This is a genomic window from Pseudomonas sp. NPDC090208, assembly GCF_044746785.1.
Lineage (GTDB): Bacteria > Pseudomonadota > Gammaproteobacteria > Pseudomonadales > Pseudomonadaceae > Aquipseudomonas.
Window position 1 is genome coordinate 1 of the sequence record NZ_JBIVCU010000027.1, and the last position, 26600, is coordinate 26600.

Sequence of the window (26600 nt, forward strand, 5' to 3'; positions counted from 1 at the left end):
TGAATGCCATGGTTCGGGATGGAAAACCATGGCAAGACTCGCCTGCCAGCCGTTAGTCGGGTGGGAGGCTTAAGACAGTTGGCTCCCTCCCACAGAAAAACATGCCATCGACCCCCTATCGGGCAAGCATGCTCTATAAGCGGAAAACGGCTTTTCACGACCGCCCGCCGTTAGGGTTTGCCCGCCATCCCTCCGCCACCCTAGAATGCCCCGATGCGCAATGATGACCTCTCCCTCCTGCTTAATTCCCTCAACGACGCCCAACGTCAGGCCGTAGCGGCCTCGCTTGGCCGTCAGTTGGTCCTGGCCGGCGCTGGTTCCGGCAAAACCCGCGTGCTGGTGCACCGTATCGCCTGGCTGATGCAGGTCGAGGGCGCCTCGCCGCATTCGATCCTGTCGGTGACGTTCACCAACAAGGCCGCCGCCGAGATGCGCCACCGCATCGAACAGCTCATGGGCATCAGCCCGGCGGGCATGTGGGTCGGCACCTTCCACGGCCTGGCGCACCGCCTGTTGCGCGCGCACTGGCAGGAGGCCGGGCTGAGCCAGACCTTCCAGATTCTCGACAGCGACGACCAGCAACGAGTGGTCAAGCGGGTGATCCGCGACCTCGGCCTGGACGAGCAAAAGTGGCCTGCCCGTCAGGCGCAATGGTTCATCAACGGCCAGAAAGACGAAGGCCTGCGCCCCAAACACATTCAGGCGTCGGGCGACCTGTTCCTCGGCACCATGAAGTCGATCTACGAAGCCTACGAGGCCGCCTGTCAGCGCGCCAACGTCATCGACTTCTCCGAATTGCTGCTGCGCGCGCTGGATCTGTGGCGCGACCACCCAAGCCTTCTGGAACACTACCAGCGGCGTTTCCGCCATGTGCTGGTGGACGAATTCCAGGACACCAACGCCGTGCAGTACGCCTGGCTGCGCCTGCTCGCCAAGGGCGGCGAAAGCCTGATGGTAGTGGGCGACGACGACCAGTCGATCTACGGCTGGCGCGGCGCCAAGATCGAGAACATCCATCAATATTCCGATGACTTCCCGGACACCGAAGTCATCCGTCTGGAGCAGAACTACCGCTCCACGGCGAGCATCCTGAAAGCCGCCAACGGCCTGATCGTCAACAACAGCGGCCGTCTGGGCAAAGAGCTGTGGACGGATGTCGGCGACGGCGAACTCATCAGCCTGTACGCGGCGTTCAACGAACATGACGAAGCGCGCTACGTGGTCGAAACCATCGAAAGCGCGATCAAGACCGGCCTGTCACGCAGCGACATTGCCATTCTCTACCGTTCCAACGCCCAGTCGCGGGTGCTGGAAGAAGCCCTGCTGCGTGAGCGCATTCCGTACCGTATCTACGGCGGTCAGCGCTTCTTCGAGCGGGCTGAAATCAAGAACGCCATGGCCTACCTGCGCCTGCTCGACGGCCGTGGCAACGATGCCGCGCTGGAGCGGGTGATCAACGTGCCGCCACGGGGCATCGGCGAAAAGACCGTCGAGGCGATTCGCGAGCACGCCCGCCACGCCGATGTGTCGATGTGGGAAGCGATGCGCCTGTTGGTTGCCAATAAAGGCCTGACCGGTCGCGCCGCCAGCGCGCTGGGCGCCTTTATCGAGCTGATCGAAAACCTCGCGGCCAAGGTGCTGGAGATGCCGCTGCACCTGATGACCCAGACGGTCATCGAGCAGTCGGGTCTGATCATTTACCACCAGGAAGAAAAAGGCGAAAAAGGCCAGGCCCGGGTAGAAAACCTTGAGGAACTGGTCAGCGCCGCCCGTGCCTTCGAGAGCGCCGAAGGCGAGGAAGACCTGACACCATTGCAGGCATTCCTCGGCCACGCGTCGCTGGAAGCCGGCGACACCCAGGCCGACGAACACGAAGACAGCATCCAGCTGATGACGCTGCACAGCGCCAAGGGTCTGGAGTTCCCGTATGTGTTCCTGGTCGGCATGGAAGAGGGCCTGTTCCCGCACAAGATGAGCCTGGAAGAGCCCGGCCGTCTGGAAGAGGAACGGCGTCTGGCGTACGTCGGGATTACCCGGGCGATGCAACATCTGGTGCTGACCTACGCGGAAACCCGTCGCCTGTACGGCAGTGAAACCTATAACAAGGTGTCGCGCTTCGTCCGTGAAGTACCGCCGAACCTGATTCAGGAAGTGCGCCTGTCCAACAGTGTCAGCCGACCGTTCGGCGGCTCGAAGGTCATGGCACCGAGCCGCCTGTTCGAAGGCGAAGGCATTCCGCAGAGCCAGTTCTCGCTGGGCCAGCGCGTGCAGCACGCCGTGTTTGGCGAAGGCGTGATCCTCAACTTCGAGGGCTCCGGCGCTCAGGCGCGGGTGCAGGTGAACTTCGCCGAAGGCAGCAAGTGGCTGATGTTGGGGTATGCCAAGCTGGAGCCGGTTTGATCGGCGGGGTCGCCTGGCCATGGCGATGATCCTTTCGTAGGAGTGAGCTTGCTCGCGATTGCTGTTATCGAGATGCCATTGCGGTGTCTGACACTGCGCTATCGCGAGCAAGCTCACTCCTACAAGATCGTTCTCTCCCACAAGACTTGTATTCCTAAGCTGCGCCCTCACCTTTCCTACAGAACTTTCCACATAACCCCACAGCCCAAGTAGTACGTACGCTGTGACTCTTCACGCAAAAGCCGGAAACATATGGCTGCTGGTCAGACACATTTGTCCTGTGCAACATGGCGCGCGTGCTATCCACAAACGGGAAATCCCACTATGCAACGATTTTTAAGCATCGCTTTGGCGCTGGTCATCGGGCTCACCATGAGCCTGGACGCCAACGCCGCGCGTTTCGGTGGCGGCAAGAGCATGGGCTCGGCGCCAAGCCACCAGGCGCGTCAAACCGCTCCATCCGCTCCTGCAGCCGCCCCTAACGCCGCCGGTCGCCCTGCGCCGGCTGCAGGCGGTGCTTCCAAGTGGCTGGGCCCTCTGGCCGGTATCGCTGCCGGCGGTCTGCTGGCGTCCATGTTCATGGGCGGCGGCTTCCAGGGCATGCAGTTCTTCGACATCCTGATCATGGCGGTCATCGCCTTCGTGATCTTCCGTTTCATCGCCGCCCGTCGTCGCAAGCAGCAGCCACACATGGCTCCGGCTGGCGCGCCGTACCAGCGTGAAACCTTCGAACAGCCACCTGTGCAGAACAACTCGATGTTCGGCGGTGCTTCGGCTGCTGCTGCCCGTCCAGTGATCAACGCACCGGCCTGGTTCAACGAAGAACGCTTCATCGAAGCCGCTCGCAACCACTTCCAGTCGCTGCAACAACACTGGGACGCGAACGAAATGGACAAGATCGCCGAGTTCGTGACCCCGCAGATGCTGCAGTTCCTGAAAAAGGAACGTGCTGACCAGGGTGAAGGCTTCCAGTCCACCTACATCGACAACCTGACCGTGCAACTGGACGGCGTCGACGACCGTGCCGACAAGACCATCGCCACGCTGACCTTCAACGGCGTCGCGAAGACCTCGCGCTTCGACCAGGGCGAAGTGTTCAGCGAAAGCTGGAACATGGAACGTGCTCCGGGCGAGAACCAGCCTTGGCTGGTAGCAGGTATTCGCCAGAACGGCTGAAACTCCTGGCCGCTTCGCTAATCCAAAACCCCGACTGCGATCGGGGTTTTGTTTTTTGGGGCCCGGCGGTTAATTTGGTGATGTCTTTGAGCTACTGTATAACCCGCGCAAATCGTTAGAGGATCCACGTCGTGGAAGAAGTCATCGAACAACTCCGTGAAGCGAACGAGCCGGTTCCCGTCCCGCTTGAGCTGCCGGATGAGGACCAACTGGTCGAGATCGAAGAAGAGCTGTTCATCAACATTCCTTTTGTCTTCAAGGAATTTCTGCTGACCGTCAGTGACGTGGTCTACGGCAGTCTGGAACCGGTCACCGTCACTGATCCGGGGTCGCACACCTATCTGCCGGAGGTCGCCGCCAACGCTTGGGATGCCGGCGTACCCCGTGACCTGATTCCGATCTGTCAGGACGGCGACGACTATTACTGCGTCGAAGAAGACGGCACCGTGGTGCTGTGGTCCGGCGAAGAAGAAATCGTCACCGAAGAAAGCTGGGAATCGGTCTGGCACTGGGCGCGGGACGTCTGGCTGGAAAGCTGAAACCGCCCCCTTCATCGATCAGGAGCCTTCGGCACTCAATGTTCCGAGGGCTCTTGATGATTCCCCAGCGTCTCCATCAGTGCGATCTGCATCCGCGTATGCACCCGGATGAACCAGCGCCACAACACCGCCGCCACAACTCCCGCCACCAGCACAATCAGCAGCAGCCATTCACTGGTCGGCAGCATGCTCGCCGACAGCAGCGCAATCAGCAGGAAAATCACCAGCAGCGACAGCAACGGGATCACCTCGGCAATCACTCGCCGTACCCGCGCCGTGTGCCGCCCGGCCATTTCCGGTTTGACACCCATCTCCGCCAGCAGCATCGACAGGGCTTTGAGCTTGCGATAGGCCGCGATCAGGAACGGCAACGACAGCAGCAGCGAAGCGCCCCAGATCCAGGCCTTCTGCTGACCGACTTCGTTGACCCAGGCGCTGAAATAGTCACCGATACGCTCGGCGAAAAACGCGCCGCAGAAGAAGATCGCCACCACCAGCGCCAGATTGACCCCGACCTGCAGGATGATCTTGCGAATCATCGAGGCCAGTAACGCCCCCTCGCCTTGCGGCTGGATACTGCGCAGCCACTCGCCATACAAACCGAACACCCGCGCCATGCGCTGCGGAACGATGGCGCCGAGGGAATGCGACAGCGGATCAGCGGCACGAATCAGATAAGGCGTGAGCAAGGTGGTGATCGCCGACACCGCCACGGCAACGGGATAGAGGAAGTCGCTGGTCACCTGAAGCGTCATCCCCAGCGCAGCGATGATGAAGGAAAACTCGCCAATCTGTGACAGCCCCATGCCGACGCGCAACGACGTCTTGCCGTCGTTACCGGCAATGAACGCACCCAGGCCGCAGGAAAGCATCTTGCCCAGCACCACTGCCACGGTGATCACCGCAATGGGCCAGGCGTATTCGAGAAGAATTTTCGGGTCGATCAGCAGACCGATGGCGACAAAGAAGATGGCGCTGAACATGTCGCGAACAGGTTCGATAAGGCGCTCGATTTTCACCAGTTGCCGGGATTCGGCCATGATCGCACCGATCAGGAAGGCGCCGAGCACCATGCTGTATTCCAGCTTGACCACCAACAGGCAGAAACCGAAACACAGGCCCAGCACCGTCACCAGCAGCATCTCGTTGCTTTCGAATTTCGCCACATAAGCCAGCAGCCGAGGCACCACCAGAATGCCGATGACCAGCGCCACGATCATGAACAGCGACAGTTTGCCGACCGTGGAAAACACCTCGCCCGAACTGACCGTGCCGCTGACGGCAATGCCCGAGAGCAGCGCGATGATGCCGATGCCGAGAATGTCCTCGACAATCAGCACGCCGAAGATCAGCTGCGCGAAGCGCTGGTTCTTCATCTTCAGGTCGTTGAGCGCCTTGACGATGATGGTGGTGGAGGAAATCGCCAGAATGGCGCCGAGGAACAGAGAGTCCATGGTGCTCCAGCCGAAGAACTGGCCGATCTCGTAACCGAGCCAGATCATCAGCATGATTTCCAGAAACGCGGCGATGAACGCCGTGGCCCCCACCTTGAACAACTTGCGCAGGCTGAATTCCAGCCCCAGGCAGAACATCAGGAAAATCACCCCCAGCTCGGCGAGGGTCTTGATGGTGTCTTCGTCGTGGATCAGGCCGAACGGCGGAGTGTGCGGGCCGATGATGAAGCCGGCGACGATGTAGCCAAGCACCACTGGCTGCTTGAGGCGGTGGAACAGCACGGTGACCACGCCAGCCACCAGCATGATGACTGCCAGGTCCTGAATGAAACTGATGGCATGCATGGGCGCGGCTCCTTGTGACGACTGCGAAGAGGCGCGTTCGCACGGAAAGAACGTCTTCCATTGCGCGAGATGTCGCCAATGGAGTCGGAAAGTTCTGACTGGAACGCAGGAATTACCCCATCCAAGGGTTTTCGCAGGTTAACACCGCACACCTGTGGGTAAAGCCGGTGCAATATATGGAAACAGATAGGCGTCAGGCGTGACGGCAAGGAATCCGCCGGCGTCCCGGTAGTGGTGGTTTTGATTGCCGATCTGCATACGAGCACCGACGCAAGGTGCCTATTTGATTCAACCTGACCGTGAGCATGCTATGGAACCCGGAAACGCCCAGCTGTCGATGACTGTATTGATGACCCCGGACATGGCCAACTTTTCTGGCAACGTGCACGGCGGCACGCTTCTGAAGTACCTCGACGAAGTCGCCTACGCCTGCGCCAGCCGTTACGCAGGCCGTTATGTCGTGACCCTGTCGGTGGACCAGGTGATTTTCCGCGAGCCGATCCATGTCGGCGAGCTGGTGACCTTCCTGGCGTCGGTGAACTACACCGGTAACACGTCGATGGAAGTGGGCATCAAGGTGGTCACGGAAAACATCCGCGAGCGCTCGGTGCGCCACACCAACAGTTGCTTCTTCACCATGGTGGCCGTGGACGATCAGCGCAAACCGGCCAGCGTGCCGCCGCTGGACCCGCAGACCAGTGAAGACAAACGCCGTTATGCACAGGCCAAACAGCGCCGGCAACTGCGTCAGGAACTGGAAAAACGCTATCAGGACATCAAGGAAGACAGCGTTTAAGACCACATTGGTCCCACTGTAGGAGCTGGCTTGTCCTGCGACCGGCTGCGCAGCAGTCGTAAAACCCGAGAACGCGATCTGTCTGATTCACCGCGTTTATCGGACTTACTGCCGCTTCGCGCCAGGTCGCAGGACAAGCCAGCTCCTACAGAGTCGCGTGATGATCCAGAGCGTACGTTACAAACGCACTGCCTCAAACTTCACCCGCGGATGGGCAATCCGGTCCTGCGCTCTGATCAGCTCCAGCTCGTAGCTGCCGCAAGCCTGAGTCTCCAGCAGCACTTCATGCACGGCAGAAGCGGTGTATTCGAAGGCGCTGCGCAGGTCTTCGCCAAGTAGCACTTTCGCCAGAAACAGCCCCGAGGTCAGGTCGCCGACACCCACTGGCTGGCGCGGGAACGCCAACAACGGTCGGCTCAGGTGCCAGCTTTCACTGCGGGTTACCAGCAGCATTTCAAAACTGTCGGCCGGCTTGCCCGGATAGGCCAGATGCTTGACCACCACCGCCTTCGGTCCCCGGTCCAGCAGCGCACGGGCCATGTCCAGGCAATCGAGCAGCGAATCCGGCTTGCGCCCGGAAAAGCTGTCCAGCTCCAGCTGGTTCGGGCAGAGGAAATCCGCCACCGCTGCCGCGTCTTCCAGCAAAAAGTCACTGACTTCCTGTGGCACGATGCAGCCTTTTTCCGGATGCCCCATCACCGGATCACACAGGTACAGCGCACGTGGATTGGCGCGCTTGATCTGCGCCACGGCCTGCAAAATCGACCGCCCCTGCGCGGCGCTGCCCAGATAGCCCGACAGCACTGCATCGCAGTGACCCAGCTCGCCAATCGCGGCAATGCCCTCGACCAGCGCAGGAATCTGCTGTGGCGCCAGCACTTCGCCCGTCCAGTGTCCATACTGAGTGTGGTTGGAGAACTGCACAGTGTTCAGCGGCCAGACATTGATGCCGATGCGTTGCATGGGAAACACGGCTGCACCGTTGCCGGCATGGCCGAAAACCACGTGGGACTGGATAGCGAGTAAATGAGGCGAACGTTTCATGACAGGTTCCTGAAGCCGGGCATGCACAGTAAAAGCGAAGCTGGACGAAGTGAAGCGAAATTAAGCGGCTCTGCACTGGCTGTCAGCCACCCGGCGCAGTTAAGCTGGACATCTTCTCCTGGAGCTCTCTTTCCATGCTGACCCTGGGCAATATTTTCGTCCTGATGCTGCTGGCGACCGCCGGTGCGTGGCTGTGGCATTCCCATGGCTTGCGCGAGCGAGCGCTGGAGCGCGTCAAACAGCACTGCGCCAAACTCGACATCGAGCTGCTCGACGGCAACGTTGCCCTGCGCCGCATCACCTTCAAGCGCGACAACGAAGGCAGAAAGCGCCTGGCCCGTGTGTATAACTTCGAGTTCACCGTCACTGGCGAGCAGCGTCACCCCGGCACCATCACCATGTTCGGCGCCCACACGGCGCAGATCGAACTGGCGCCCTACCCGTTCGAAATCAACAATCCCCGGCCCACGGCGGAAATCATCCAGCTCAACGAGTGGCGCCAGGAACACAACAAGTGGAAACAGTAAGCCGCTGTGGATAACTGATGCTAGGCCAGACAGGCCGCGAGCTGCGCAGTCAACATGGCCTCATCCTGCGGTGCGCTGAAGATCAGTTCCAGACGCGAATCCTTGCGCCATTCACTCGGCGCCCACTCCAGCTCTGTCCCGTCCAGCGCATTGCCCGACAGCCAGCCCGACGCGCTGTGGATAACCAGCTTGGCCCGGCGCCATTCAAGGCCCTGCAGCCAGCCCGACACTTTTGCAGCATCGAACACACGCTCGGGGTGCCAACGCCAGCCGATGCTCCAGCCTTCGACCTGGCCCTGACTCAGGCAGATCGGTTGCAACGGATCTGCCCAAACGGCGGGAAGCTGCCCCAGGGTTTTCGGCGCCACGAAGTTATCCACACCCTCGCTGGCCTGCGCATCGACACCCGGCAGTTGATCGAGCGACAGCGCCGCCCGCTCTGCCCACAGCAGCGGGCCATCCGGCAATTGGCTGACGATGCGCTGTCGCACAGCCTCGGACAGACCCTCGGCCTTGTTCAACAGCAGCAAACCTGCGTCCGCCAAAGCCTCCTGCTGAGTCGGCGGCAACGGGTTGCCCACAGCCAGCGCCTGGGCGTCGAGTACCATCACGCTCGGCTGCACCGCCAGCACGCCGGTCCACGGCGCCTCGCGCAGCTGAGCCAGCAGTTGCGATGGATGCCCCAGCCCGGAAGGTTCGATGAACAGGCGGTCCGGACGGGCTTTGCGCAACAGACGACCCAGACCGATCTGGAACGGCGCGCCATTGACGCAGCACAGGCAACCGCCAGCCACCTCGCCAAGTGCGATACCATCCTCGGCCGTGGTCAGCAGCGCGGCATCCAGGCCGATCTGGCCGAATTCATTGATCAGGATCGCCCAGCGTTGATCGGCCGGCTTCTGCGCCAGCAAGTGTCTGATCAGGCTGGTCTTGCCGGCGCCCAAAGGGCCAGCAATGACATGGGTTGGAATGTTCTGCAGCATGTCCGGCCATTGTTCAACGTCGCTCCCGAGAACGAGCGCAGACGGAGGTAATCGATGCGAGCAATCTGGCTGCCCGTGCGGCTGGCGCTGCTGTTGGTGTCCACGACGACCCCGGCGTGGGCCGAATCCTGTCTGGTCCACAGCCAGGCCGAACGGCTGGACGTGAAGGTCTGCCAGGAAAACCTCAACATCCCCGCCGAACTGTTCCACGACGGCTTCTGCAAACCACAGCTCAAGGATCAGAAGGTCGATGTCACCTATCTGGATCAATGTCCGTCAGGCTCGTTCGGCCAGTGCAGCAACGCGCAAGTCGCCAATATGCCCTATCGGCAGAACATTCACTATTACGGCGTAGCCAGCGACGCAGCGTTTCTCAAGCCGTTCTGCGAGCAGCAGAGCAAGGGTGTGTGGAAACCGTAGTAACGAATCTCGCGGCTGACCATTGAAATACAAAAACCGTGGGAGGGAGCCCTGCTCGCGAAAGCGTGGTGTCAGTCGATACTGTGCTGTCTGACACGACGCTTTCGCGAGCAGGGCTCCCTCCCACAGGGTTCAGTGTCGCCCGATCAATTCGTCAGACCACCACAACCTGTTCTAGGCAGCCTCACCATGCCAATCACCAAACGGATCGGCCAGTTGCGTCCAGGCCTCGGCACCCGCTGCCATCTCGATGTCCGTCAGCAGACACGCATCCAACTCGGCATTCAACCGCACAAAGTCGATGTTCTGGCCGATAAACACCAGTTCCTGACGGCAATCACCGCTTTGCGCCATCCAGTTGCGCATGATCACCTGGGTGCTTTCTTCGTCCTGCGGCCAGTGCTCCTTGGGCACGAAGCGCCACCAGCGCCCGGCAAAACCGTAGCGCATCAGGCCGCCGGCCTGTGACCAGCTGCCTGCTTCCTGATGTTTGTTCGCCAGCCAGAAGAAGCCCTTTGAGCGCAGCAGCCGGCCATTGGTCCATTCGCCGTTGATGAAGTCGAAGAACCGCTGCGGATGAAACGGTCGACGGGCACGATAGGCCGTCGACGCGATGCCGTACTCCTCGGTTTCCGGTACGTGTTCGCCACGCAGTTCCTTGAGCCAGCCCGGCGCCTGAGCCGCCCTGTCGAAGTCAAAACGCCCGGTGTCGAGAATCTTGCCCAGCGGCACCGCGCCCATGACCATCGGCAGAATCTCGGCCTGGGCATTCAGGCGTTGCAGAATCGCCATCAGTTCCTGGCTCTCGGCGCTGCCGATCAGGTCGATCTTGCTGATCAGAATCACGTCGGCGAACTCGACCTGCTCGATCAACAAATCGGTGATCGAACGCTCGTCTTCTTCGCCCAACGTTTCACCACGGCTGGCGAGGCTTTCCGCCGCCTGATAATCACGCAGAAAATTCAGGCCATCGACCACCGTCACCATGGTGTCGAGCCGTGCGATATCGGCCAGACTCTGTCCCTGCTCGTCGCGGAAGGTGAAGGTTTCCGCCACCGGCAGCGGTTCGGAAATGCCGGTGGACTCGATCAGCAGATAATCGAAGCGCCCGTCGCGGGCCAGACGGCTGACTTCTTCCAGCAGGTCTTCGCGCAACGTGCAGCAGATGCAGCCGTTGCTCATTTCCACGAGCTTCTCTTCGGCGCGGTTGAGGCTGACGTCACGCTGGACCTCACTGCCGTCGATGTTGATTTCACTCATGTCGTTTACGATCACCGCGACCCGCAGGTTGTCGCGATTACGCAGGACGTGGTTGAGCAGCGTACTTTTGCCGGCACCGAGAAAGCCGGACAGGACGGTAACGGGAAGGCGGTTCATGGAGTTCTCATCAGGTAGCGGGTTCGGACGCTTTTTACGTTATAGTATAACAATACAAACGCGCTAACATTTTTTGCGGGATCAGCTCGATGGTCAGGATGTGCTGTGTTTTCTGGGTGTGGCTGATGCTGGTCGCGACACAGACGTTCGCTGCGCCGCCGTCGCCACGGCTGGACCAGGCGCTGTGTACACGCAGCGCGACGCTGCTGGCGTGCGTGGACGCCTACGACAATCAATACAGTGTGGCGATGGCGGGCACGACGATGTATCTGCGCGGCTATGAAAGCGCCGACAAACGCCGCTGGGCGCAGACCAACAGCCGCTACGGTTCGCTGACGTTTTTCACCGGGCTGGCTTCGGATGGCGAGGTGTGGGTGGGGTCTATCCAGAAAGTCGGCTGGACCACGATCAGCCGGGTGTCCAGCTCAAGCGGCAGCCAGAGCCGGTTTACCTGCAGTCGGGTGACGGGGTGTCGTTGAACACATGACCTGTAGGAGTGAGCTTGCTCGCGATAGCGGCGTGTCAGTCGATGTAGATGTCACCGAAAGGATGCATCGCGAGCAAGCTCACTCCTACAGAAGATTGCGGGGCGTTAAACGACAGCCTGTTCCGCCGCCTTCTGCTCCTGCCGCCAGGCAACATACGACCCCGCCGGCGGGTTGCGTTCAAAGTACTGTTTCATGCCATCGAACAAGCCGTCGGCAACCGCCTGTTGGTGACGCGGCGTGACCAGGCGCTGGCTGTCGCGGCTGTTGGAGATGAAGCCGGTTTCGACCAGGATCGACGGCACGTCCGGCGACTTCAGCACAGCGAAGCCGGCCTGCTCCACGCGCTTCTGGTGCAGCGTGGTGACGCCTTCCAGACTGCCGAGCACGGTGTGCCCCAGTTGCAGGCTGGCGGCGATAGTCGCGTTCATCGACATGTCGAGAATCACCCCGGCCAGCATCGGGTCCTTGTCCTTGAGATTGAGCAGGCTGTTGGCGCCGATCAGGTCGGCACCGTTTTCGCGCTGGGCCATGAACCGCGCAGTCGCCGAGGTCGCGCCGTTTTCCGACAGGGCAAACACCGAGGCGCCGGACGCCGTCAGCCGTGGCGCAGCATCGGCGTGTACCGAGATGAACATGTCGGCGTTGTATTTGCGCGCAATGTCCACGCGCTTGCGCAGCGGCACGAAGAAATCGTCGTTGCGCACCAGGCGCACATCGAAGCCCTTCTCACGCTTCAACCGTTTCGCCAGCAACTGCGCGATGGACAGCACCACATCCTTCTCGCGTTCGCCTTTCGAGCCAATGGCGCCCGGGTCTTTACCGCCATGACCGGCATCGACCACCACCATGATGTCTCGCTTGGGATGATGCTTGTCGACTACAGGCGCGGGCGGCTCTTTGGCGACGGCCGCCGCAGCGGCCAGTTGCACCGGCGCACGGGCAGCGGCTTCATGACCGAGATCGACCACCAGCCGGTTGCCCTGCGCACCTTCCGGGCCGAGCAGGAAGCTGTTGAGCTGCACCGGCGACGCCAGATCGAGCACGATGCGCGTGTCGCCCTGACCGAAGTGGCCGGAACGAATCGCCTTGATCGGCGTGTTCTCCAGCGCCAGCTGGCTGAAATCGCCCTCCAGCCTCGCGCCGCTGACATCGATGATGATGCGTTCCGGCGCGGTCAGGGTGAAGGTCTTGTACTGCACCGGGCCACTGAGGTCGAACACCAGCCGCAGCTTGCTATCCGAACGCCAGAGTCGGGCGTTGCGAATCTGCGTGGCGTTGACGGAAAAAGGGAGCGCGAAGGCGGCGCTGGCCAAAAGCATATTGAGCAGCAATTGACGTCGATGCATGACACGTTCCGAAAAAAGGCGAGCATCCCGGCTCTGATAGGCGAGAACATTGTTCGTAACAATATAACATGCCGGCCAGACTGCGAAGATGAAGCTTTTTATAGAAAGCGCTGAAACTTTATCCTTTAAAACAAAGGGTAAGGGCAAAAAACTCAAGTGAAACAACAAGATGTTCCACGTGGAACACGCGCCGCGATTTTTGCCCCGAAAACAAAAACGCCCCAGCAAATGGGGCGTTCCGACCAGCGGTCATTCAGGTGCGCGGCTTGACCGTGCCGCACTGCTGGCCCAGCCAGACGGCATGGGTGTCCATGCTGCCATTCTGCTGCTGGCCGGTAGCGTTGAAGGAGCCAATGACGTGGGTATTGAACTCGCGGTCGCTGAGGAACTGTGCGGTGCCGGTGCCTTGGGCGCGCGGGCAGCTGAACTTGAATTTCCAGGTTGGGCCGTTACGTTCAGTGATCTGCTGGGTGCAGCCGGACTTCGGATCCTGCAACGGGATCTGTTCGTTCTTCACCTGGTCCTGGGTCAGGCAGATGCGCACGCCTTTGCCACCCAAGGTAATCCCTTGTTTTTCCAGCATTTGTTCCATGGCCGCGCGCTGCTGCGGGGCCATCATTTGCATCTGTGCGAGCATGACCTGCAAGTCCGGCATCTGCTGGCCGTCGACCTGCATGTTGCTCGACGTCAGTTCCCACAAGCCGGGCTGCAGCACTTGCGCCTGAGCGAAGGGCGCCGCGACACAAACCATCAACGCCAGTACGCGCTTTTTCATGAATCTGATTTCCTGTTTACATGGAACCGTTTTAGATGGAACCGTTGAAACGCGGCCAACACACCAGCCGCCGAACGATGACGCTTAGACGACGAAACCGCGGACTCGTTGCACGGGCAAGAAAATAGCGACATTCCCGCCCCAGTGTGGTCTGTTAAGACACCAGTAAGCCCCAAGCATAAGGTTGCGCATGGATTATCACAGCCCGTATTTCTTTGGCTATCTGATCGGCTTCACTCATCTGCTGGGCATCGTAGCAGCGATCCATGCTCTGCTGACGGTGCGTACTGCACAAGGCTCGCTGGCCTGGGCGATGCCGCTGATTTTCATCCCCTACATCACGCTCATTCCCTATCTCGTGTTCGGCCGCAGCACCTTCGACGCCTACATCAAGGCACGGCGCCAAGCCAACAACGAGATGCGCAACGCCATCGTCGACTTCAACTGGAAGCCGTGGATTGAAGAGGCCGTCGCCGCTCGCCGCAGCGATGCCTATGCGTCATTGCGCGCGATGCCCAAACTCGGGCGCATGCCGTGTCTGGCCAACAATGAGGTGAAGCTGCTGGTCAATGGCACCGCCACCTTCGATGCAATCTTCGAGGCGATTCGTGCCGCGAAGCAGGTGGTGTTCGTGCAGTTCTTCATCGTCCACGACGACGACCTGGGCCGGCGCCTGCAAACACTGCTGCTGGAGAAGTCCGCCGAAGGCGTCGAAATCTACATGCTCTATGACCGCATCGGCAGCCACGCCCTGCCCGCCAGTTACGTGGAAAAACTGCGCGCAGGCGGCGTGCGGATCAAGGCGTTCGCCACCCGCAGCGGCTGGCTCAATCGCTTCCAGATCAACTTCCGCAACCACCGCAAGATCGTGGTGGTCGATGGCGTGAAGGGTTTCGTCGGCGGGCACAACGTCGGCGACGAATACCTGGGCCTCAAGCCGCCGCTGGCGCCGTGGCGCGACACCCATGTCGCCATCGTCGGGCCGGTGGTGGCGTGCCTTCAGGAGTCGTTCGCCGAGGACTGGTTCTGGGCGACCCGCAAGCTGCCGCCGCTGATCCTGCCGGAAAGCTATCCGGAAGACGGCGTGCTCTGCCAGTTGCTCGCCACCGGCCCGGCGGATGCGCAGGAAACCTGTTCGCTGTTTTTCGTCGAGGCCATCCATGCCGCGACCGAGCGGATCTGGATCACCACGCCGTATTTCATTCCTGACGAGGCGGTGTTTGCCGCGCTGCGCCTGGCGGTACTGCGCGGGGTCGATGTGCGTCTGCTGCTGCCGTCGCGCCCGGACCATTACACCGTGTACGCCGCCTCCAGCCTGTACGCGTTTGAAGCCGTGCGCGCCGGGGTTCGGATGTTCCGTTATCAGCCGGGCTTCCTGCATCAGAAGGTGGTGCTGGTGGACAACGCGATCACTGCCATCGGCAGCGCCAACCTCGACAACCGTTCTTTCCGGCTGAACTTCGAGTTGATGCTATTGACGGTGGATGAGGACTTTGCCGCCGAAGTGGAGGCCATGCTCAGCGACGACTTCGCCCAGGCCCAGGAGATCACCGCCGAGGACCGCAAGGAAACCCACCATCTGCAGCGTCTGGGCATGCGTGTGGCGCGGTTGATTTCACCGATTCTGTGACCCCTTCGCGGTCCGTTGCAGGAGCTGGCTTGTCCTGCGACCGGCTGCGCAGCAGTCGTAAATTCGGCAAACGCGGTGTGTCAGAAATGCAAAGTCGCCAGGTTTTACGACGACTGCGTCGTCGGTCGCAGGGCAAGCCAGCTCCTACAAGGTCGGTGGTGTTGATCCAATAGAGAGGTGGGCCCCTTCCACAACAGCAAATGTCCCTTGCCAATGTCACGCTTGCCTTTAAAGAGCAGTAGGAAAGTTCTGATTCACTCCGCCTACCGCACCGGCTCAAACATCCGCTCCTATGCTCTGCCCTCCCTTACGACAGGCACACAAGGAGCCGTGATGAAACTCGCATTATTCGGATGGGTACTGAGCGCCACCCTCGCCGCACCGGTCATGGCGCAGACGCCAGCAACAACGCCGGCTCTCACGGTCGAGTTCGGCAAGCCGACCTTCATTCACCGCCTGACCTACCAGAAGATGTACAGCGAGAAGCCGTTCGAGCAGGCCGTGCTGTATTACTACGATAACGGCCTGTACAAAATCATCTCGCCCGGCGAAGAGCACTACGGGGTGTATGTGGTGAAGGGCGACATCAGCGCGCCGCAGTATTCGATCAGCTACATCTCGCTGCCCCATGTCGACTGGGCCGGCAATGTCGCGCGCCACGACCTGACCTTCAACAAGACCAGCGGCGCATTCGAGCAGCAAGCACTGACCCCGGCCGATCAGCACATTCCCCGTCAACACGGGATTTTCGAGCTGGCAGACAACACCGTCGAAAATCCCCTCGATGAGAAATGGCCGACCGGCCAGTGAGCCTTAGCGGTAGAGATCCTCGCGTGTCCACGGCAGGTCGTGGCCGCCGTCGGCGCGGGGTTTGACCGCGAGGATCTGGTGCAGGTTGATCCAGCCCTTGGAGAAGGCGTACGCGCAGCCGGCCAGGTACAGACGGAAAATCCGCAGGGCCTGTTCCGGCACCATGGCGGCTGCGACGTCGAGCTTCTCTTCCAGCCGCGCGCTCCAGTGGTCCAGGGTCTTGGCGTAGTGCAGGCGCAGGCTTTCCACGTCGACCACTTCCAGACCCGCCTCGCTGACGAAGCCGGTGATCATCGCAAGGTGCGGCAGCTCACCGTTGGGGAACACGTAACGGTCGATGAAGTCACCAGCGCCGCGTCCCACTGGGCGGCCATCGGTGTGCTTGGCGGTGATGCCGTGGTTCATCACCAGACCGCCCTCCTTCACCGCGCCAAACAGACACTTCGCGTACAACTCCAGGTTGGCGTGGCCGACGTGTTCGAACATGCCGACACTGACCACCTTGTCGAAACGACCGTCCTGGGGCAGATCGCGATAATCCAGCAACTGCAGCTCGACGCGATCTTCCAGCCCCTCGGCCTTGACCCGCTCCTGGGCCAGCGCCAGCTGCTCGCGGCTCAGGGTGATGCCGAACACCTTCACGCCATACTCGCGGGCAGCGAAGCGCGACAGCCCGCCCCAGCCGCAACCGACATCGAGCAGGTACTCGCCCGGTTGCAGGCGCAACTTGCGGCACAGGTGGTGGAACTTGTCCTGTTGCGCCTGTTCCAGCGTCTCGTTGCCGGTCTTGAAGTAGGCGCAGGAATAGACCATTTCCTTGTCCAGCCAGAGCCGGTAGAAATCGTTGGAAAGGTCGTAGTGGTAGGAGATCGACTTGGCGTCGGTTTCCTTGTCGTGTTGCGTGCGGACCGGGAGGCTGTCGTCATCCTCATCGCCCAGCGCCTTGGTCAGCTCATCGCAGACGCGCATGACTTCGCTGATCGAGCCCTCCATCTCCAGCCGCCCCTCGACGAAGGCGGTACCCAGCAGATCGAGGCTGGGGTGGGAGAAGTCGGACACCAGTGTGGGGTCTTTGACGAAAATAGTGACACTGGGGTCATCACCCAGTTCGACCTCGTTGCCATCCCAAAGCTTGAGTCGTAGAGGCAAGTGAAGCTTCTGTAACGCCGGTGGAAGTTGCGCAAGCATTGAGATATCCCCCTGATCCAGAAACACGGAAAAGGGTAGTCCAAAACCGGTTCCGCGCAGGAACCGTCAGGCGATCGGCTTTTTTGATGGATTACGGCGACAACGTTTGAAATCGGGTACTGCCTTGTTCCCGAATTTCCAGCCAATGTGAAGCCTGTGATGGAGCACCCTCTTCATGACTGACTGGTAATTTGTTACAGAGTTCTTCAAAGCTCAAGCAAATTTTTATACTTAGAAAACGCCTCTAAGCCGGTGCTCTCAGCGAAAGCACCGGCCGGAAAGGCTTGCAGCAAATTATGAAATTTTGCCGATAGGCTCGTGGAACCTCAGCAACCGCCCTGCATTGCCCAGCACCAGCAGCGTGCTGAGGTTGTGCAGAATGGCGGCAATCATCGCCCCCGCTGCGCCGAGCAAACCGAAAGCCGCCAGCGCGACAATCACCAGGGTCCAGCCCAGGCCGATGATCACGTTGGCCTGCAAGGTCTGCCGGCACTGACGGCTCAAACGCACGCACGTGCCGAGGCGACGCAGGTCGCTGCCGATCAGCACGATGTCGGCAGACGCCAAAGCGATGTCCGCGCCACCCGCGCCCATCGCAACACCCACCACACCGGCTTTCAGCGCCAGCGAATCGTTGATGCCGTCACCGACCACCATCGGCCGGAAGCCGCTTTTGATCTCGCCCATCACGTGGGTCAGTTTGTCTTCGGGCAGCGCCTGGGCGTGGATGTCGTGGATGCCGACTTCTTCGCCGACGCGGTCGGCCACACTCTGCCGGTCGCCGGTCAGCAGCAGCTGGCGACCCATGCCCAGCTCGCGCAGCTCATTGAGAGCATGGCGTGCTTCCGGCTTGAGGCTGTCGGCCAGCAACAGCCAGGCGACGAACACGCCATCCAGCGCCAGTCCGGCAATCGGGCCGTCGTGGTTCGGTACTGGCGTGGTGTCGATGCCCAACTGTGCGAACAGCTCCGGTCGTCCCAACGCCGCTTCGCCGCGCGCGGTCTGCGCCACGACACCGAGTCCCTGACGCTCGCGGATGTCTTCCAGCGCCAGCAGCCGATCCTTGTCGACCAGTCCGGCCAGCGCGCGGCTGACCGGGTGGCTGCTGGCCGAGCCGAGGCTGGCGGCCAGCTCACGCACGCCTTCATCGCTGCCCTGCCCGGCGTCGATCGATTGAAGGCGCAGGCTGCCGTAGGTCAGGGTGCCGGTCTTGTCGACCACCAGCGACGTGAGGTCGGCGAGTTCTTCGAGAAAGGCCGAACTGCGGATCAGGATGCCGTGGCGTGCCGCAACCGCGATGCCGGCAATCGCCGTGGCCGGCGCCGACAGCACCAGCGCGCACGGGCAGGCCGCCACCAGCACGGCGAGCATGGCTTGCGGGTTGTTGGTGATGAACCAGGTCACGGCAGCGATCAGCAGCACCAGCACCATGTAGCTGCCGGCGTAGCGTTCCAGCAGGCGGGTGATCGGCGGCTTCGAGCGCTCGGCGTTTTGCATCAGGGCGATGACCTTGCCCAGCGTCGATTCGTGGCCGGTGCGGGTCACTTCGATGCGCAGCAGGCCGTCGAGGTTGATCGCGCCGCCGAACACTTCCATGCCCGCACGCGCTTCCAGCGGCACCGACTCACCGGTGATCGGCGCAGTGTCGAGGCTGGCCTGACCGGACATCACCAGACCGTCCGCCGGCACACGATCACCGGCCCGTACCTCAACGCGGTCACCGGCCACCAGCGAGCTGTTGTCGACTTCGCGGATCGAACCGTCGGCGCCAATCAATCGGGCATGGCTGCGGGTCAGCCGGCCCAGTGCCTGAATCGCCTCTTGGGAACCGATCACGCTGCGCTCTTCCAGCACATGGCCGAAGATCATGATGATCGGCAGCAGTGCGGCGGTCATCAGATCGCCGGTGGCCCAGGCGCCCAGCATTGCCAGGGCGATCAACTGGTCGGTCACGCCGTGCAGGCTCGGATAACGCAGGCTGTACCAGCCAGCGCTCACCACTGGAATCGCCACCAGCAGGGAGGCTGCGCCCAGCAGCAACTGGCTGACGCCGTTCTGTTCCGGGGCAAAGAAGCGCCAGACCAATCCCAGCGCCAGCAGGCCGAGGGCGAGCATCGCCAGGGTCAGTTGGCGGGCGGCGCTGCGTTGCTCGTTGCGTGTCAGCATGTGACCGGCGTCGGTGTCAGCGTGGTCATGCGGCTCGGCGTGAGCGTGGGTGTGTGCGGCTTCGCCACTCATTTGTCGGCTCCCTGAATGATCAGGCGTGAATCGTCATGGGGGTCGACCGTGGTCACCGACCCGGCCTGCTTGAGAATCGCCGGCACCCGCTCGCGGTAGATCCGCAGCAGCAGGCCCGGGTCGCTCTTGTTCTGGATCGACTGCGCCAGACCGGTCACCGTGGCGGTGTCCGTCTGCGCTTTCGCCAGCCGCTCCGAAGCCTGGGCGTGGGCCACCTGCAAGGTGCGGTCGGCCTGCTGGTTGGCGGTCTGGTTAAGTTTTTCCGCGTCAGTGCGCGCATTGGCCACGGCCTGATCGGCCTGCTGACTGGCCGTCAGCACGGCGTTGAACGCGTTCACTGCGGCGGCAGGCAGGCTCGACTGCACGTCGACCCGCACCACCTCAATGCCCAGCCCTGCCCCGGTTGCCGCCAGTTCGCCCAGACGCTGATTGATGCCCTGGACCAGATCGCCACGCAGTCGCTCACGGCGCTCGGCGGACTGGCTGTCAGCGCCGACCAGTTCCGGACGCGCCACCAGAATGGTGTCCAGATCCCGCGCCGCCGTCAGGCTGACCGCACTGCGATTGACCAGCCGGTCCAGCGCCGGCAGCACATGCTCGCCTTGCAGGACAAAAGCCCGTGGGTCGGTGACCTTGTAGTACGCCGTGACATCCAGCTGTACCACACCCGCATCGCCAGTCAGCAGGTAACCGGAGCCGGCCAGCGCATCGCTCATCGGCGTGGCGAAGCTGGTGACCTTGTCGGCGGCCAGCGCGGTCGGCGAGCGCAGCAGGGTCTCCACGTGGCGCTCGATCACCCGGTCCGGCGACGGCAGCAGCGTCACTTGTTCGAACGGTTGCGGCCAGGCCAGCAGCAGACCGGCGTTCTGCACCCGGTCCATTTCACCGAAGCGGAACACCACGGCGCGGTCCTGCGGAGCGATCTGCCGTACGTTGGAAATGGCCCAGCCGAGCGCCGCCAGCAAGGTCACCGCGTACAGGCCGAGAAACGCCAGGCGGCTGGCCTGCAGCCACGGGCTGTTGACCGGCGCACGCTCGATCGTTGTCGAGTCCTGCTCACTCATGGCTGCGTCGCTGCCTTGTTGTCTGGCTTGCCGTCCAGCGCCGGCGGGCCGTCCACCAGTACGCGGAACGGTGCGGCGTCGGTGCGCAGAATCAGCTTGGTACTCGGGCCGACCACGGTGCCGAGGGTGTCCAGCGAGCGCAGCAGGTTGTACAGCTGCGGCGAGCCGGCGTAGGCACGGCCATAGATCTGCGCCGCCTCGACCCGTGACTGCGCTTCGATGTCGGCGGCTTTCACCGTGGCGTCCGCTTCGACGATACGCGCATCGCGCTCGGCGGCAGAACGGATCTGCGCGGCTTCGCGCTTGCCGATGGCGGTGCGTTCGGTGGCGATGGTTTCGCGCTCGGCGCGCATGCGGTCGACGGTGGCATTGAGGGTCACCGACGGCAGGGTCAGGCGCTCGATGCCGACCTGCAAAACCCGCACGCCGTAGGTGTCGAGCAGTTGCTTGTCGATCTGCTGGCGCAGCTGGTTTTCGAAATCAGTGATGCGCACCTGGCTGGCATCGGTGTTGATCAGGCTCGACAGGTCGAAACTGGCTGCCGTGGTTTCCAGCGCCGAACCGACGAAGGTGCGGATCTGCCGCGCCGCCTCGTCAGGCTGATTCTGCACCGCGCGCATGAAGCGTTTGACGTTGTCCGGGTCGCCCTGCACCTGCCACGCCACGTAGGCCTGAACGATGATGCGCAGGCCGTCGCGGGTGCCGACATCCTGCAGGCCGCTGGAGGTGGTGCGCAGGCGCAGATCGACCGGAATCGCCGCTTCGAACGGCGCCGGCCAGCGCCAGCTGAGGCCAGGGTCGAGCAACACCCGCGCCGGATTGCCGAAACGGGTCACTACGGTGGCCTCGCCGGAACGCACCTGGACCAGGCTGGCCGCCGCCGCCGCGAAGGCGATCAGCACCACCGCCAGCGCCGCGCGCCGCCAGGGGAAATCCGCCGGGCCAGCGCTTTCATCGTGGTGGTGATGACCATGATGATGGCCGCCATGGCTGTGACCGCCGTGGTCATGACCGCCGTGGCCGTGATGGTCGTGGGAATGGAACAGGCTCAAGAGACGACTCCTTATTCAGCCGCTTTGGGGGACGCGGCAGGATCGGCCGGCAGGGTAAATGTTCGTAGATCGATGGTCGGCGCGCTGCTGTCGCCCAGGCGGTGGTCCAGCACCAGAACTTTGGCGTGGGTCAGGCCGAGGGTCAGCTGGCTCAGGTACTGCTCCAGCAGAAACGCCTGGCCGGCCTTGGCGTAGCCCTGTTGCTCGGCACTGAAACGCAGGTCCGCGCTCTGCGCCGTCGCCATGACTTCGCGGGACGTGGCCGCCGCCTGATCGTGGGCAATGCTGGCATGCAGCTGCGCAAGGTTGGCCTGATCCGCCGCCGCGCCGCGCTCACGGGAAATCAGCGCCTGGGCACTGATCTGCGCCGCTTGCACGCCGTGGTAGGCGTTGGCCGCACCGGCCGGCGGATGGATCGACTCGACCACGGTGGCGAGGATTTCCACGCCGCTGTCGAGCTTTTTCAGATCGCGCTGCACGGCGCTGCCGATCTCGTCGGCCAGATCGGTGCGCTGCTCGCCGAGCAGTTCATCGAGGGTCCGCGAGGCGAAATCGTGGACCAGCACGCGGCTGGCGGTGCTGCGAATCAGGCTCGGAATGTCGGCGCTGTTGTAGGTCGCCGCCATCGCCGCCTCGTCACTCAGACCGATGCGATAAACGAAGCGCACGTCCATGTTGACGATCTGAAAGCTCTGCTTGTCGCCCGCACCGCTGGCGATCACCTGGGATTTGTCGTTGATATGGGTGGCGTCCCACAGGCGGTTGGCCCGCAAAGGTGGCGGCCCTTCGGCCGTGTCGACGACCGGCTCGGCGGCGGCTTTGTCGGCGCCGCCCGCTTCGGCAACGCTGGTCGCCAGTTCGTGAACCACGCCGTTTTCAACCGCCAGCACGGTACCGAACGGCCATGGCAGACCGGCATGCAGGCCCGGCCCGAGGACTTCCACCGGCTTGCCGAAACGCTCGTAGATGCCCCGGCCCTGCATCGGAATTTCGTGCACGCCACTCAAGGCCCAGCCCAGCGCGACGATCACCGCCAGCACCGGCAGGAACGCTTTGCGCATGTAAGTGAAGGCCCAGACCTGACGCAGATCGATGCCGAAGCGGTTGCTCAGCTCGTTCTGCAGCGCCAGCAACGGGCGCGGCGGCCAGCGCAGCAAACCGGCGACAAAGCTGCTGGCAACCAGACGCGGCTCCAGCCGTTCGTTGCGCGGGCTGAAGATCGACAGCAGCGCACGGATCAACAATTCGACGGCGACCAGCCCCGGCAGCAGGCCGATCAGCACCGCCAGCCGCGCCGGCCACACGCGGTCCGGCGAGGAGAAAAACAGACAGAGCGCGGCGATCAGCAAGGTGCCAATGGCGGCGCGGCTGATCTGCGCCAGTTGCTCGGCCTCCGGCCAACTGCCTTCGGACTCGTTGCTGAACTGACGCTCCAGCACCAGCAGGCCAAAGCCGATCAACAGCAGCAGGCCGCCGACCAGATTGCCGGCGAGGCCCACGGACGTGCCGACCAGCGTCAGATTCCAGATCAGCGAAATGCTGATCAGCGCCAACAATGCCCAGCCCGCCAGCCAGAACACCGGCGTGCCGATCTGCCCGACCATCGACGTGCCGGCGCCACTGATCCGCGCCAGCAAGCGGTCGTACCAGCCCTGCTCCTGAGCCTCGACCGGCTCGTCGCCCTCCACCACTGCCACGTCAGGCGCGATGACCTGCGCCCGCCACAGGCTGACCACCTGCGCCGACTGCAACGCCGCCGCCAGCACCAGCAGGCTCGCGGCGCTGTTGGTCAGCACCGCGGTCCACAGGGAATTGGGAGAGAACAGATCGACAAACAGCGAGACCACCAGCCCCACCACGCCCATGGCACCCAGCGCCTGGGTCAGCCGCGCCAGGCGTCGCGCCTGAAACGTCGCCCGCTGGAACCGTGGCAGGTTCTCGGGCACCGCGTCTTCAACATCCAGATCAACCCGCATCGATACTCCAGAACGTACTCAACGCTTGCGTCATCACCTTTCCCGCCAGCCCGTGGCAACGGTTCGCAGCGCAGGTCTGCAAACATGCCGAAACATAAATATGTGGGGCGTTACGATATAACAGATGGCGTGAAAGTTTCGTCTGGTCATTTCGCTCCCTGCGACAAAATTCCTTGGCCAGACAGCCCGTAGACAGGTTAGTCGCTCCCTGCCCACGACCAACCCGGAATTTCTGCACCGAGGCCTTGCATCGATTCACGCCAAAGCGTCAGATACGTCCTACAAAATTACCCGCAAAAACAACACAGCCCGACCTCGACCCGCACCGTGCAAATCTGCGTGCGTCGTCGATTTTCGAGGTCGCGCCGGAGCCTGCCTGAATGCGTCAACTGCCCTCGCTGAACACCTTGCGCATCTTCGAAGAGGTGGCCCGGCATCGCAGCTTCAGCAAGGCCGCCGAGTCGTTGAACGTCACGCAAGGCGCGATCAGCCGGCAGATCAAACAGCTGGAAGACTATCTCGGCGTCACCCTGTTCATCCGCACGCCGCGCGGGCTGTCGCTGACCGAGTCGGGCGCGGCGCTGTCGCCGAATCTGGCCCAGGCGTTCGATCACATTGAGCGGGCGTTGCAGGCCGTGCGCGTGCCCAACCTGCGCCAGCGCCTGCGCATCCTCGCCCCGCCGACCTGGGCCACACGCTGGCTGTCGGTGCAGCTGCGCACTTTCGTCCAGCGGTACCCGGACATCAGCCTGAGCATCACCAATCAGGCCAGCCATGAGGGCTATGCCGAGGTGGATTGCCATATCCGCTTCGGCCTGGAGGCTGACACGCACTGCCAGAGTCGATTGCTGGTGATGGAACGGCACATGGCGGTTGCCAGCCCCGAGCTGTTTGAAAACGGCGAAGCGCCTGACCTGCGGCGCTTTCCGCTGCTGCACATCCTGCACGAAGGCAAGCGTCTGAAGGTGTGGGAAAACTGGCTGAGCGCGGTGGGCAGAATCGATGTCGATGCCAGTCAGGGCATGGAATTCAGCACCCTGGATCAGGTGATCAACACCGCCCTGGCCGGCGGCGGTCTGGCGGTGATCGACCGGCAGATGATCGAACGTGAACTGGCCAATGGCAGCCTGCTGCCCATCACCCCGGTGGAAGTGATCGGCCCCTACGGCTACTGGCTCGACGTGCCCAACGACAAGCAGGGATTGTCGAAGGTGCAGCTGTTTACCGAGTGGTTGAGCCTGGCGAGTAATCCCTGAACTCCTCGTAGCAGTCCGGCTTACCGGCGGTAGCGATCTCGAAGACGCCACCGCCGGCAAGCCGGACTGCTACGGGAGCGGTGCGAACCCCAACCAACAGGACAACACATGATCTGTGGGAGGGAGCCCTGCTCGCGAAAGCGTCAGATCAGACAGCACATTGTTGTCTGCAATGCCGCCTTCGCGAGCAGGGCTCCCTCCCACGGGTTTCTTTTGTGTCAGAGAGATTGGCGTTAAGCCTGTGATGTCAGCGTCGGGCTGACCGCCACGGATTCACCCCCCTCCTTCACCGCACACGCCTGGCTCAGCGTCAGGGCCTTGGTCTCTGGCGCCCAGGCCCAGGAGATGACGGCACCGATGGCGAGGATCGCGGCGAGGATGCCCATGGTCGGGCTCAGGCCGATGCCGGCCACGCTGACCGGCAGCAGGAAGGTGCTGATCGCCGAGCCCAGACGGCTGACCGCCGTCGCCAGGCCGATGCCGCTGGCGCGCACTTCGGTGGGGAAGCTTTCTGCCGGGAACACGCCAACCAGGTTGCTTACCGCCGACAACACCACGGTAAACAGCGCGAACGCCGCGACCATCAGCAAGGTCGAGCTGCTCGGCAGTACCGCCAGCAGGAACAGCGCGATGGCGAGGATGATGAACGAGTTGATCAGGAAGCCCCGGCGGGTGAATTTCACCGTGCACCAGATACCGATCAGCGCGCCGAGGATCAGCAGCATGTTCAGCATCAGTTCGGTGCCGAAGCCTTCGGCCAGGCCCATCTTCTGCAGGATCGACGGCAAGAAGGTGTAGATGGCGAAGTACGGCATGACGATGCAGACGAAGAACAGGCAGTTGAACAGCGTCCGCGTGCGGTACTCGGGGCTGAACAGAATGGCGTAACCGGAACGACGGTCGCTGGGGCGCTCTTCGTCCATGACCACGTGATCGCCCAGGTGCTTTTTGACGATGGCACGGGCTTCGGCGACGCGGCCCTGGTTGATCAGCCAGCGTGGCGATTCCGGGGTGCCGATGCGGGCGATCAGGATCAACGCGGCGGGGATGGCCGACGACGACAGCATCCAGCGCCAGGCGTCGTCACCCAGCGACAGCATCGCGGTGCCGACGAAGGTGGCTGCGACGTAACCGAAGGTCCAGATCACGCTGAAGGAGCCCAGCAGCACGCCACGGTGCTTCTTCGGCGAAAACTCGGCCAGCATGGCGTGGCCGACACTGAAGTCACCGCCCAAGCCGATGCCGATCAGCACCCGGCAGAGGAACAGCTGCATCGCGGTTTCCGCATAGAACTGCAGCACCGAGGCGAGAGTGATCAGCACGAAGCTGACCAGGAAAATCTTTTGCCGGCCGAGCCGGTCGGAAATCCAGCCGAAGAACAGGCTGCCGAGGAACAGGCCGATCAGCGCCGACGAACCGATCAACCCTTGCCAGAAGGCATCCAGGTGCAGTTGCGGGCTGAGCAGGGTGAAGGCGATACCGATCAGGCCCAGGATGTAGCCGTCGGTGAAGTGCGCGCCGAAGGTCAGGCCGGCGATCTTGATGTGGAATTTACCGATGGGCAGATCATCGATTTGTACCGGTTTAACGGACATGTTTGCCTCCAGTTATTGTTATTGACGGAGAAGCGAAACCAGCATTTTTCGTGTTGAAACCCCACCTGTAGGAGTGAGCTTGCTCGCGATAGCGGTAGATCAGTCACCCGTGCAGTGACAG

Annotated in this window: 22 protein-coding genes; 10 read left to right on the forward strand and 12 right to left on the reverse strand. The window is 62.2% G+C overall.

The window, feature by feature from the left end; translation table 11 throughout:
- Positions 1 to 213 precede the first annotated feature (213 nt).
- The 3 genes from uvrD (at position 214) to ACIPL0_RS29235 (ending at position 4115) form a co-directional block, all read left to right on the forward strand.
- Positions 214 to 2400 (forward strand): DNA helicase II, encoded by a 2187-nt coding sequence (uvrD, locus tag ACIPL0_RS29225; RefSeq protein WP_400602548.1) that lies wholly within the window; start codon positions 214 to 216, stop codon positions 2398 to 2400.
- Between the two features lie 324 nt (positions 2401 to 2724).
- The gene (locus ACIPL0_RS29230) at positions 2725 to 3576 is read left to right on the forward strand and encodes a Tim44 domain-containing protein (RefSeq protein WP_400602546.1); all 852 of its coding nucleotides are present in this window, start codon (positions 2725 to 2727) and stop codon (positions 3574 to 3576) included.
- 131 nt (positions 3577 to 3707) lie between these two features.
- Positions 3708 to 4115, forward strand: coding sequence for an SMI1/KNR4 family protein (locus ACIPL0_RS29235; RefSeq protein WP_400602544.1), 408 nt, complete (start codon positions 3708 to 3710; stop codon positions 4113 to 4115).
- Between the two features lie 35 nt (positions 4116 to 4150).
- On the opposite strand, the gene ACIPL0_RS29240 is transcribed toward ACIPL0_RS29235, so the two are convergent.
- Positions 4151 to 5914 (reverse strand): cation:proton antiporter, encoded by a 1764-nt coding sequence (locus ACIPL0_RS29240; protein WP_400602543.1) that lies wholly within the window; start codon positions 5912 to 5914, stop codon positions 4151 to 4153.
- A 310-nt stretch (positions 5915 to 6224) separates the two neighbouring features.
- Here ACIPL0_RS29240 and ACIPL0_RS29245 point away from each other — a divergent pair, with 310 nt between their 5' ends.
- Positions 6225 to 6710: an acyl-CoA thioesterase gene (locus ACIPL0_RS29245; protein ID WP_400602541.1), complete on the forward strand. Its 486-nt coding sequence runs from the start codon at positions 6225 to 6227 to the stop codon at positions 6708 to 6710.
- Positions 6711 to 6887: 177 nt separating this feature from the next.
- On the opposite strand, the gene pdxY is transcribed toward ACIPL0_RS29245, so the two are convergent.
- Positions 6888 to 7754 carry a pyridoxal kinase PdxY gene (gene pdxY / locus ACIPL0_RS29250; protein ID WP_400602538.1) on the reverse strand — a complete coding sequence of 289 codons (867 nt, stop codon included), beginning with the start codon at positions 7752 to 7754 and terminating at the stop codon, positions 6888 to 6890.
- 134 nt (positions 7755 to 7888) lie between these two features.
- Between pdxY and ACIPL0_RS29255 the strand changes: the two genes are divergently transcribed.
- On the forward strand, positions 7889 to 8281 hold the full coding sequence (locus ACIPL0_RS29255) for a DUF3301 domain-containing protein (RefSeq protein WP_400602536.1): 393 nt from the start codon (positions 7889 to 7891) through the stop codon (positions 8279 to 8281).
- 20 nt (positions 8282 to 8301) lie between these two features.
- On the opposite strand, the gene ACIPL0_RS29260 is transcribed toward ACIPL0_RS29255, so the two are convergent.
- A complete protein-coding gene (locus ACIPL0_RS29260) occupies positions 8302 to 9264 on the reverse strand; it encodes a CobW family GTP-binding protein (RefSeq protein ID WP_400602534.1) in 963 nt (320 codons plus the stop codon).
- Between the two features lie 54 nt (positions 9265 to 9318).
- On the opposite strand from ACIPL0_RS29260, the gene ACIPL0_RS29265 reads away from it, so the two are divergent.
- On the forward strand, positions 9319 to 9684 hold the full coding sequence (locus ACIPL0_RS29265) for an NADH:ubiquinone oxidoreductase (protein ID WP_400602533.1): 366 nt from the start codon (positions 9319 to 9321) through the stop codon (positions 9682 to 9684).
- Positions 9685 to 9858: 174 nt separating this feature from the next.
- Here the strand turns inward: ACIPL0_RS29265 and zigA are convergent, their stop codons facing one another.
- Positions 9859 to 11061 carry a zinc metallochaperone GTPase ZigA gene (zigA, locus tag ACIPL0_RS29270; protein ID WP_400602531.1) on the reverse strand — a complete coding sequence of 401 codons (1203 nt, stop codon included), beginning with the start codon at positions 11059 to 11061 and terminating at the stop codon, positions 9859 to 9861.
- A gap of 125 nt (positions 11062 to 11186) precedes the next feature.
- Here zigA and ACIPL0_RS29275 point away from each other — a divergent pair, with 125 nt between their 5' ends.
- On the forward strand, positions 11187 to 11540 hold the full coding sequence (locus tag ACIPL0_RS29275; RefSeq protein ID WP_400602529.1) for a glutamine synthetase: 354 nt from the start codon (positions 11187 to 11189) through the stop codon (positions 11538 to 11540).
- Between the two features lie 113 nt (positions 11541 to 11653).
- Here ACIPL0_RS29275 and ACIPL0_RS29280 read toward each other — a convergent pair whose 3' ends face one another.
- A complete protein-coding gene (locus ACIPL0_RS29280) occupies positions 11654 to 12895 on the reverse strand; it encodes an N-acetylmuramoyl-L-alanine amidase (RefSeq protein ID WP_400602528.1) in 1242 nt (413 codons plus the stop codon).
- A 253-nt stretch (positions 12896 to 13148) separates the two neighbouring features.
- Positions 13149 to 13670: a DUF3617 domain-containing protein gene (locus tag ACIPL0_RS29285; protein ID WP_400602526.1), complete on the reverse strand. Its 522-nt coding sequence runs from the start codon at positions 13668 to 13670 to the stop codon at positions 13149 to 13151.
- Positions 13671 to 13860: 190 nt separating this feature from the next.
- Here ACIPL0_RS29285 and cls point away from each other — a divergent pair, with 190 nt between their 5' ends.
- Positions 13861 to 15300, forward strand: a complete 1440-nt coding sequence (gene cls, locus ACIPL0_RS29290; protein ID WP_400602524.1) for a cardiolipin synthase — start codon at positions 13861 to 13863, stop codon at positions 15298 to 15300.
- A 333-nt stretch (positions 15301 to 15633) separates the two neighbouring features.
- Entirely contained in the window at positions 15634 to 16110 is a 477-nt protein-coding gene (locus ACIPL0_RS29295) for a hypothetical protein (RefSeq protein ID WP_400602522.1), read from the forward strand.
- Positions 16111 to 16113: 3 nt separating this feature from the next.
- Here ACIPL0_RS29295 and cfaB read toward each other — a convergent pair whose 3' ends face one another.
- The 5 genes from cfaB to hflK form a co-directional block, all read right to left on the reverse strand.
- Positions 16114 to 17298 carry a C17 cyclopropane fatty acid synthase CfaB gene (gene cfaB / locus ACIPL0_RS29300; protein WP_400602520.1) on the reverse strand — a complete coding sequence of 395 codons (1185 nt, stop codon included), beginning with the start codon at positions 17296 to 17298 and terminating at the stop codon, positions 16114 to 16116.
- A gap of 294 nt (positions 17299 to 17592) precedes the next feature.
- Positions 17593 to 19536, reverse strand: a complete 1944-nt coding sequence (locus tag ACIPL0_RS29305; RefSeq protein WP_400602518.1) for a cation-translocating P-type ATPase — start codon at positions 19534 to 19536, stop codon at positions 17593 to 17595.
- On the reverse strand, positions 19533 to 20600 hold the full coding sequence (locus ACIPL0_RS29310) for an SPFH domain-containing protein (RefSeq protein WP_400602516.1): 1068 nt from the start codon (positions 20598 to 20600) through the stop codon (positions 19533 to 19535). Before ACIPL0_RS29310 ends, ACIPL0_RS29305 begins: the two co-directional genes overlap by 4 nt.
- A complete protein-coding gene (hflC, locus tag ACIPL0_RS29315; RefSeq protein WP_400602514.1) occupies positions 20597 to 21652 on the reverse strand; it encodes a protease modulator HflC in 1056 nt (351 codons plus the stop codon). Before hflC ends, ACIPL0_RS29310 begins: the two co-directional genes overlap by 4 nt.
- A gap of 11 nt (positions 21653 to 21663) precedes the next feature.
- The gene (gene hflK, locus ACIPL0_RS29320) at positions 21664 to 23628 is read right to left on the reverse strand and encodes a protease modulator HflK (RefSeq protein ID WP_400602512.1); all 1965 of its coding nucleotides are present in this window, start codon (positions 23626 to 23628) and stop codon (positions 21664 to 21666) included.
- Positions 23629 to 24008: 380 nt separating this feature from the next.
- Between hflK and ACIPL0_RS29325 the strand changes: the two genes are divergently transcribed.
- Positions 24009 to 24884: a LysR substrate-binding domain-containing protein gene (locus tag ACIPL0_RS29325; RefSeq protein WP_400602510.1), complete on the forward strand. Its 876-nt coding sequence runs from the start codon at positions 24009 to 24011 to the stop codon at positions 24882 to 24884.
- A gap of 233 nt (positions 24885 to 25117) precedes the next feature.
- On the opposite strand, the gene ACIPL0_RS29330 is transcribed toward ACIPL0_RS29325, so the two are convergent.
- Entirely contained in the window at positions 25118 to 26479 is a 1362-nt protein-coding gene (locus tag ACIPL0_RS29330) for an MFS transporter (protein ID WP_400602508.1), read from the reverse strand.
- Positions 26480 to 26600 lie beyond the last annotated feature (121 nt).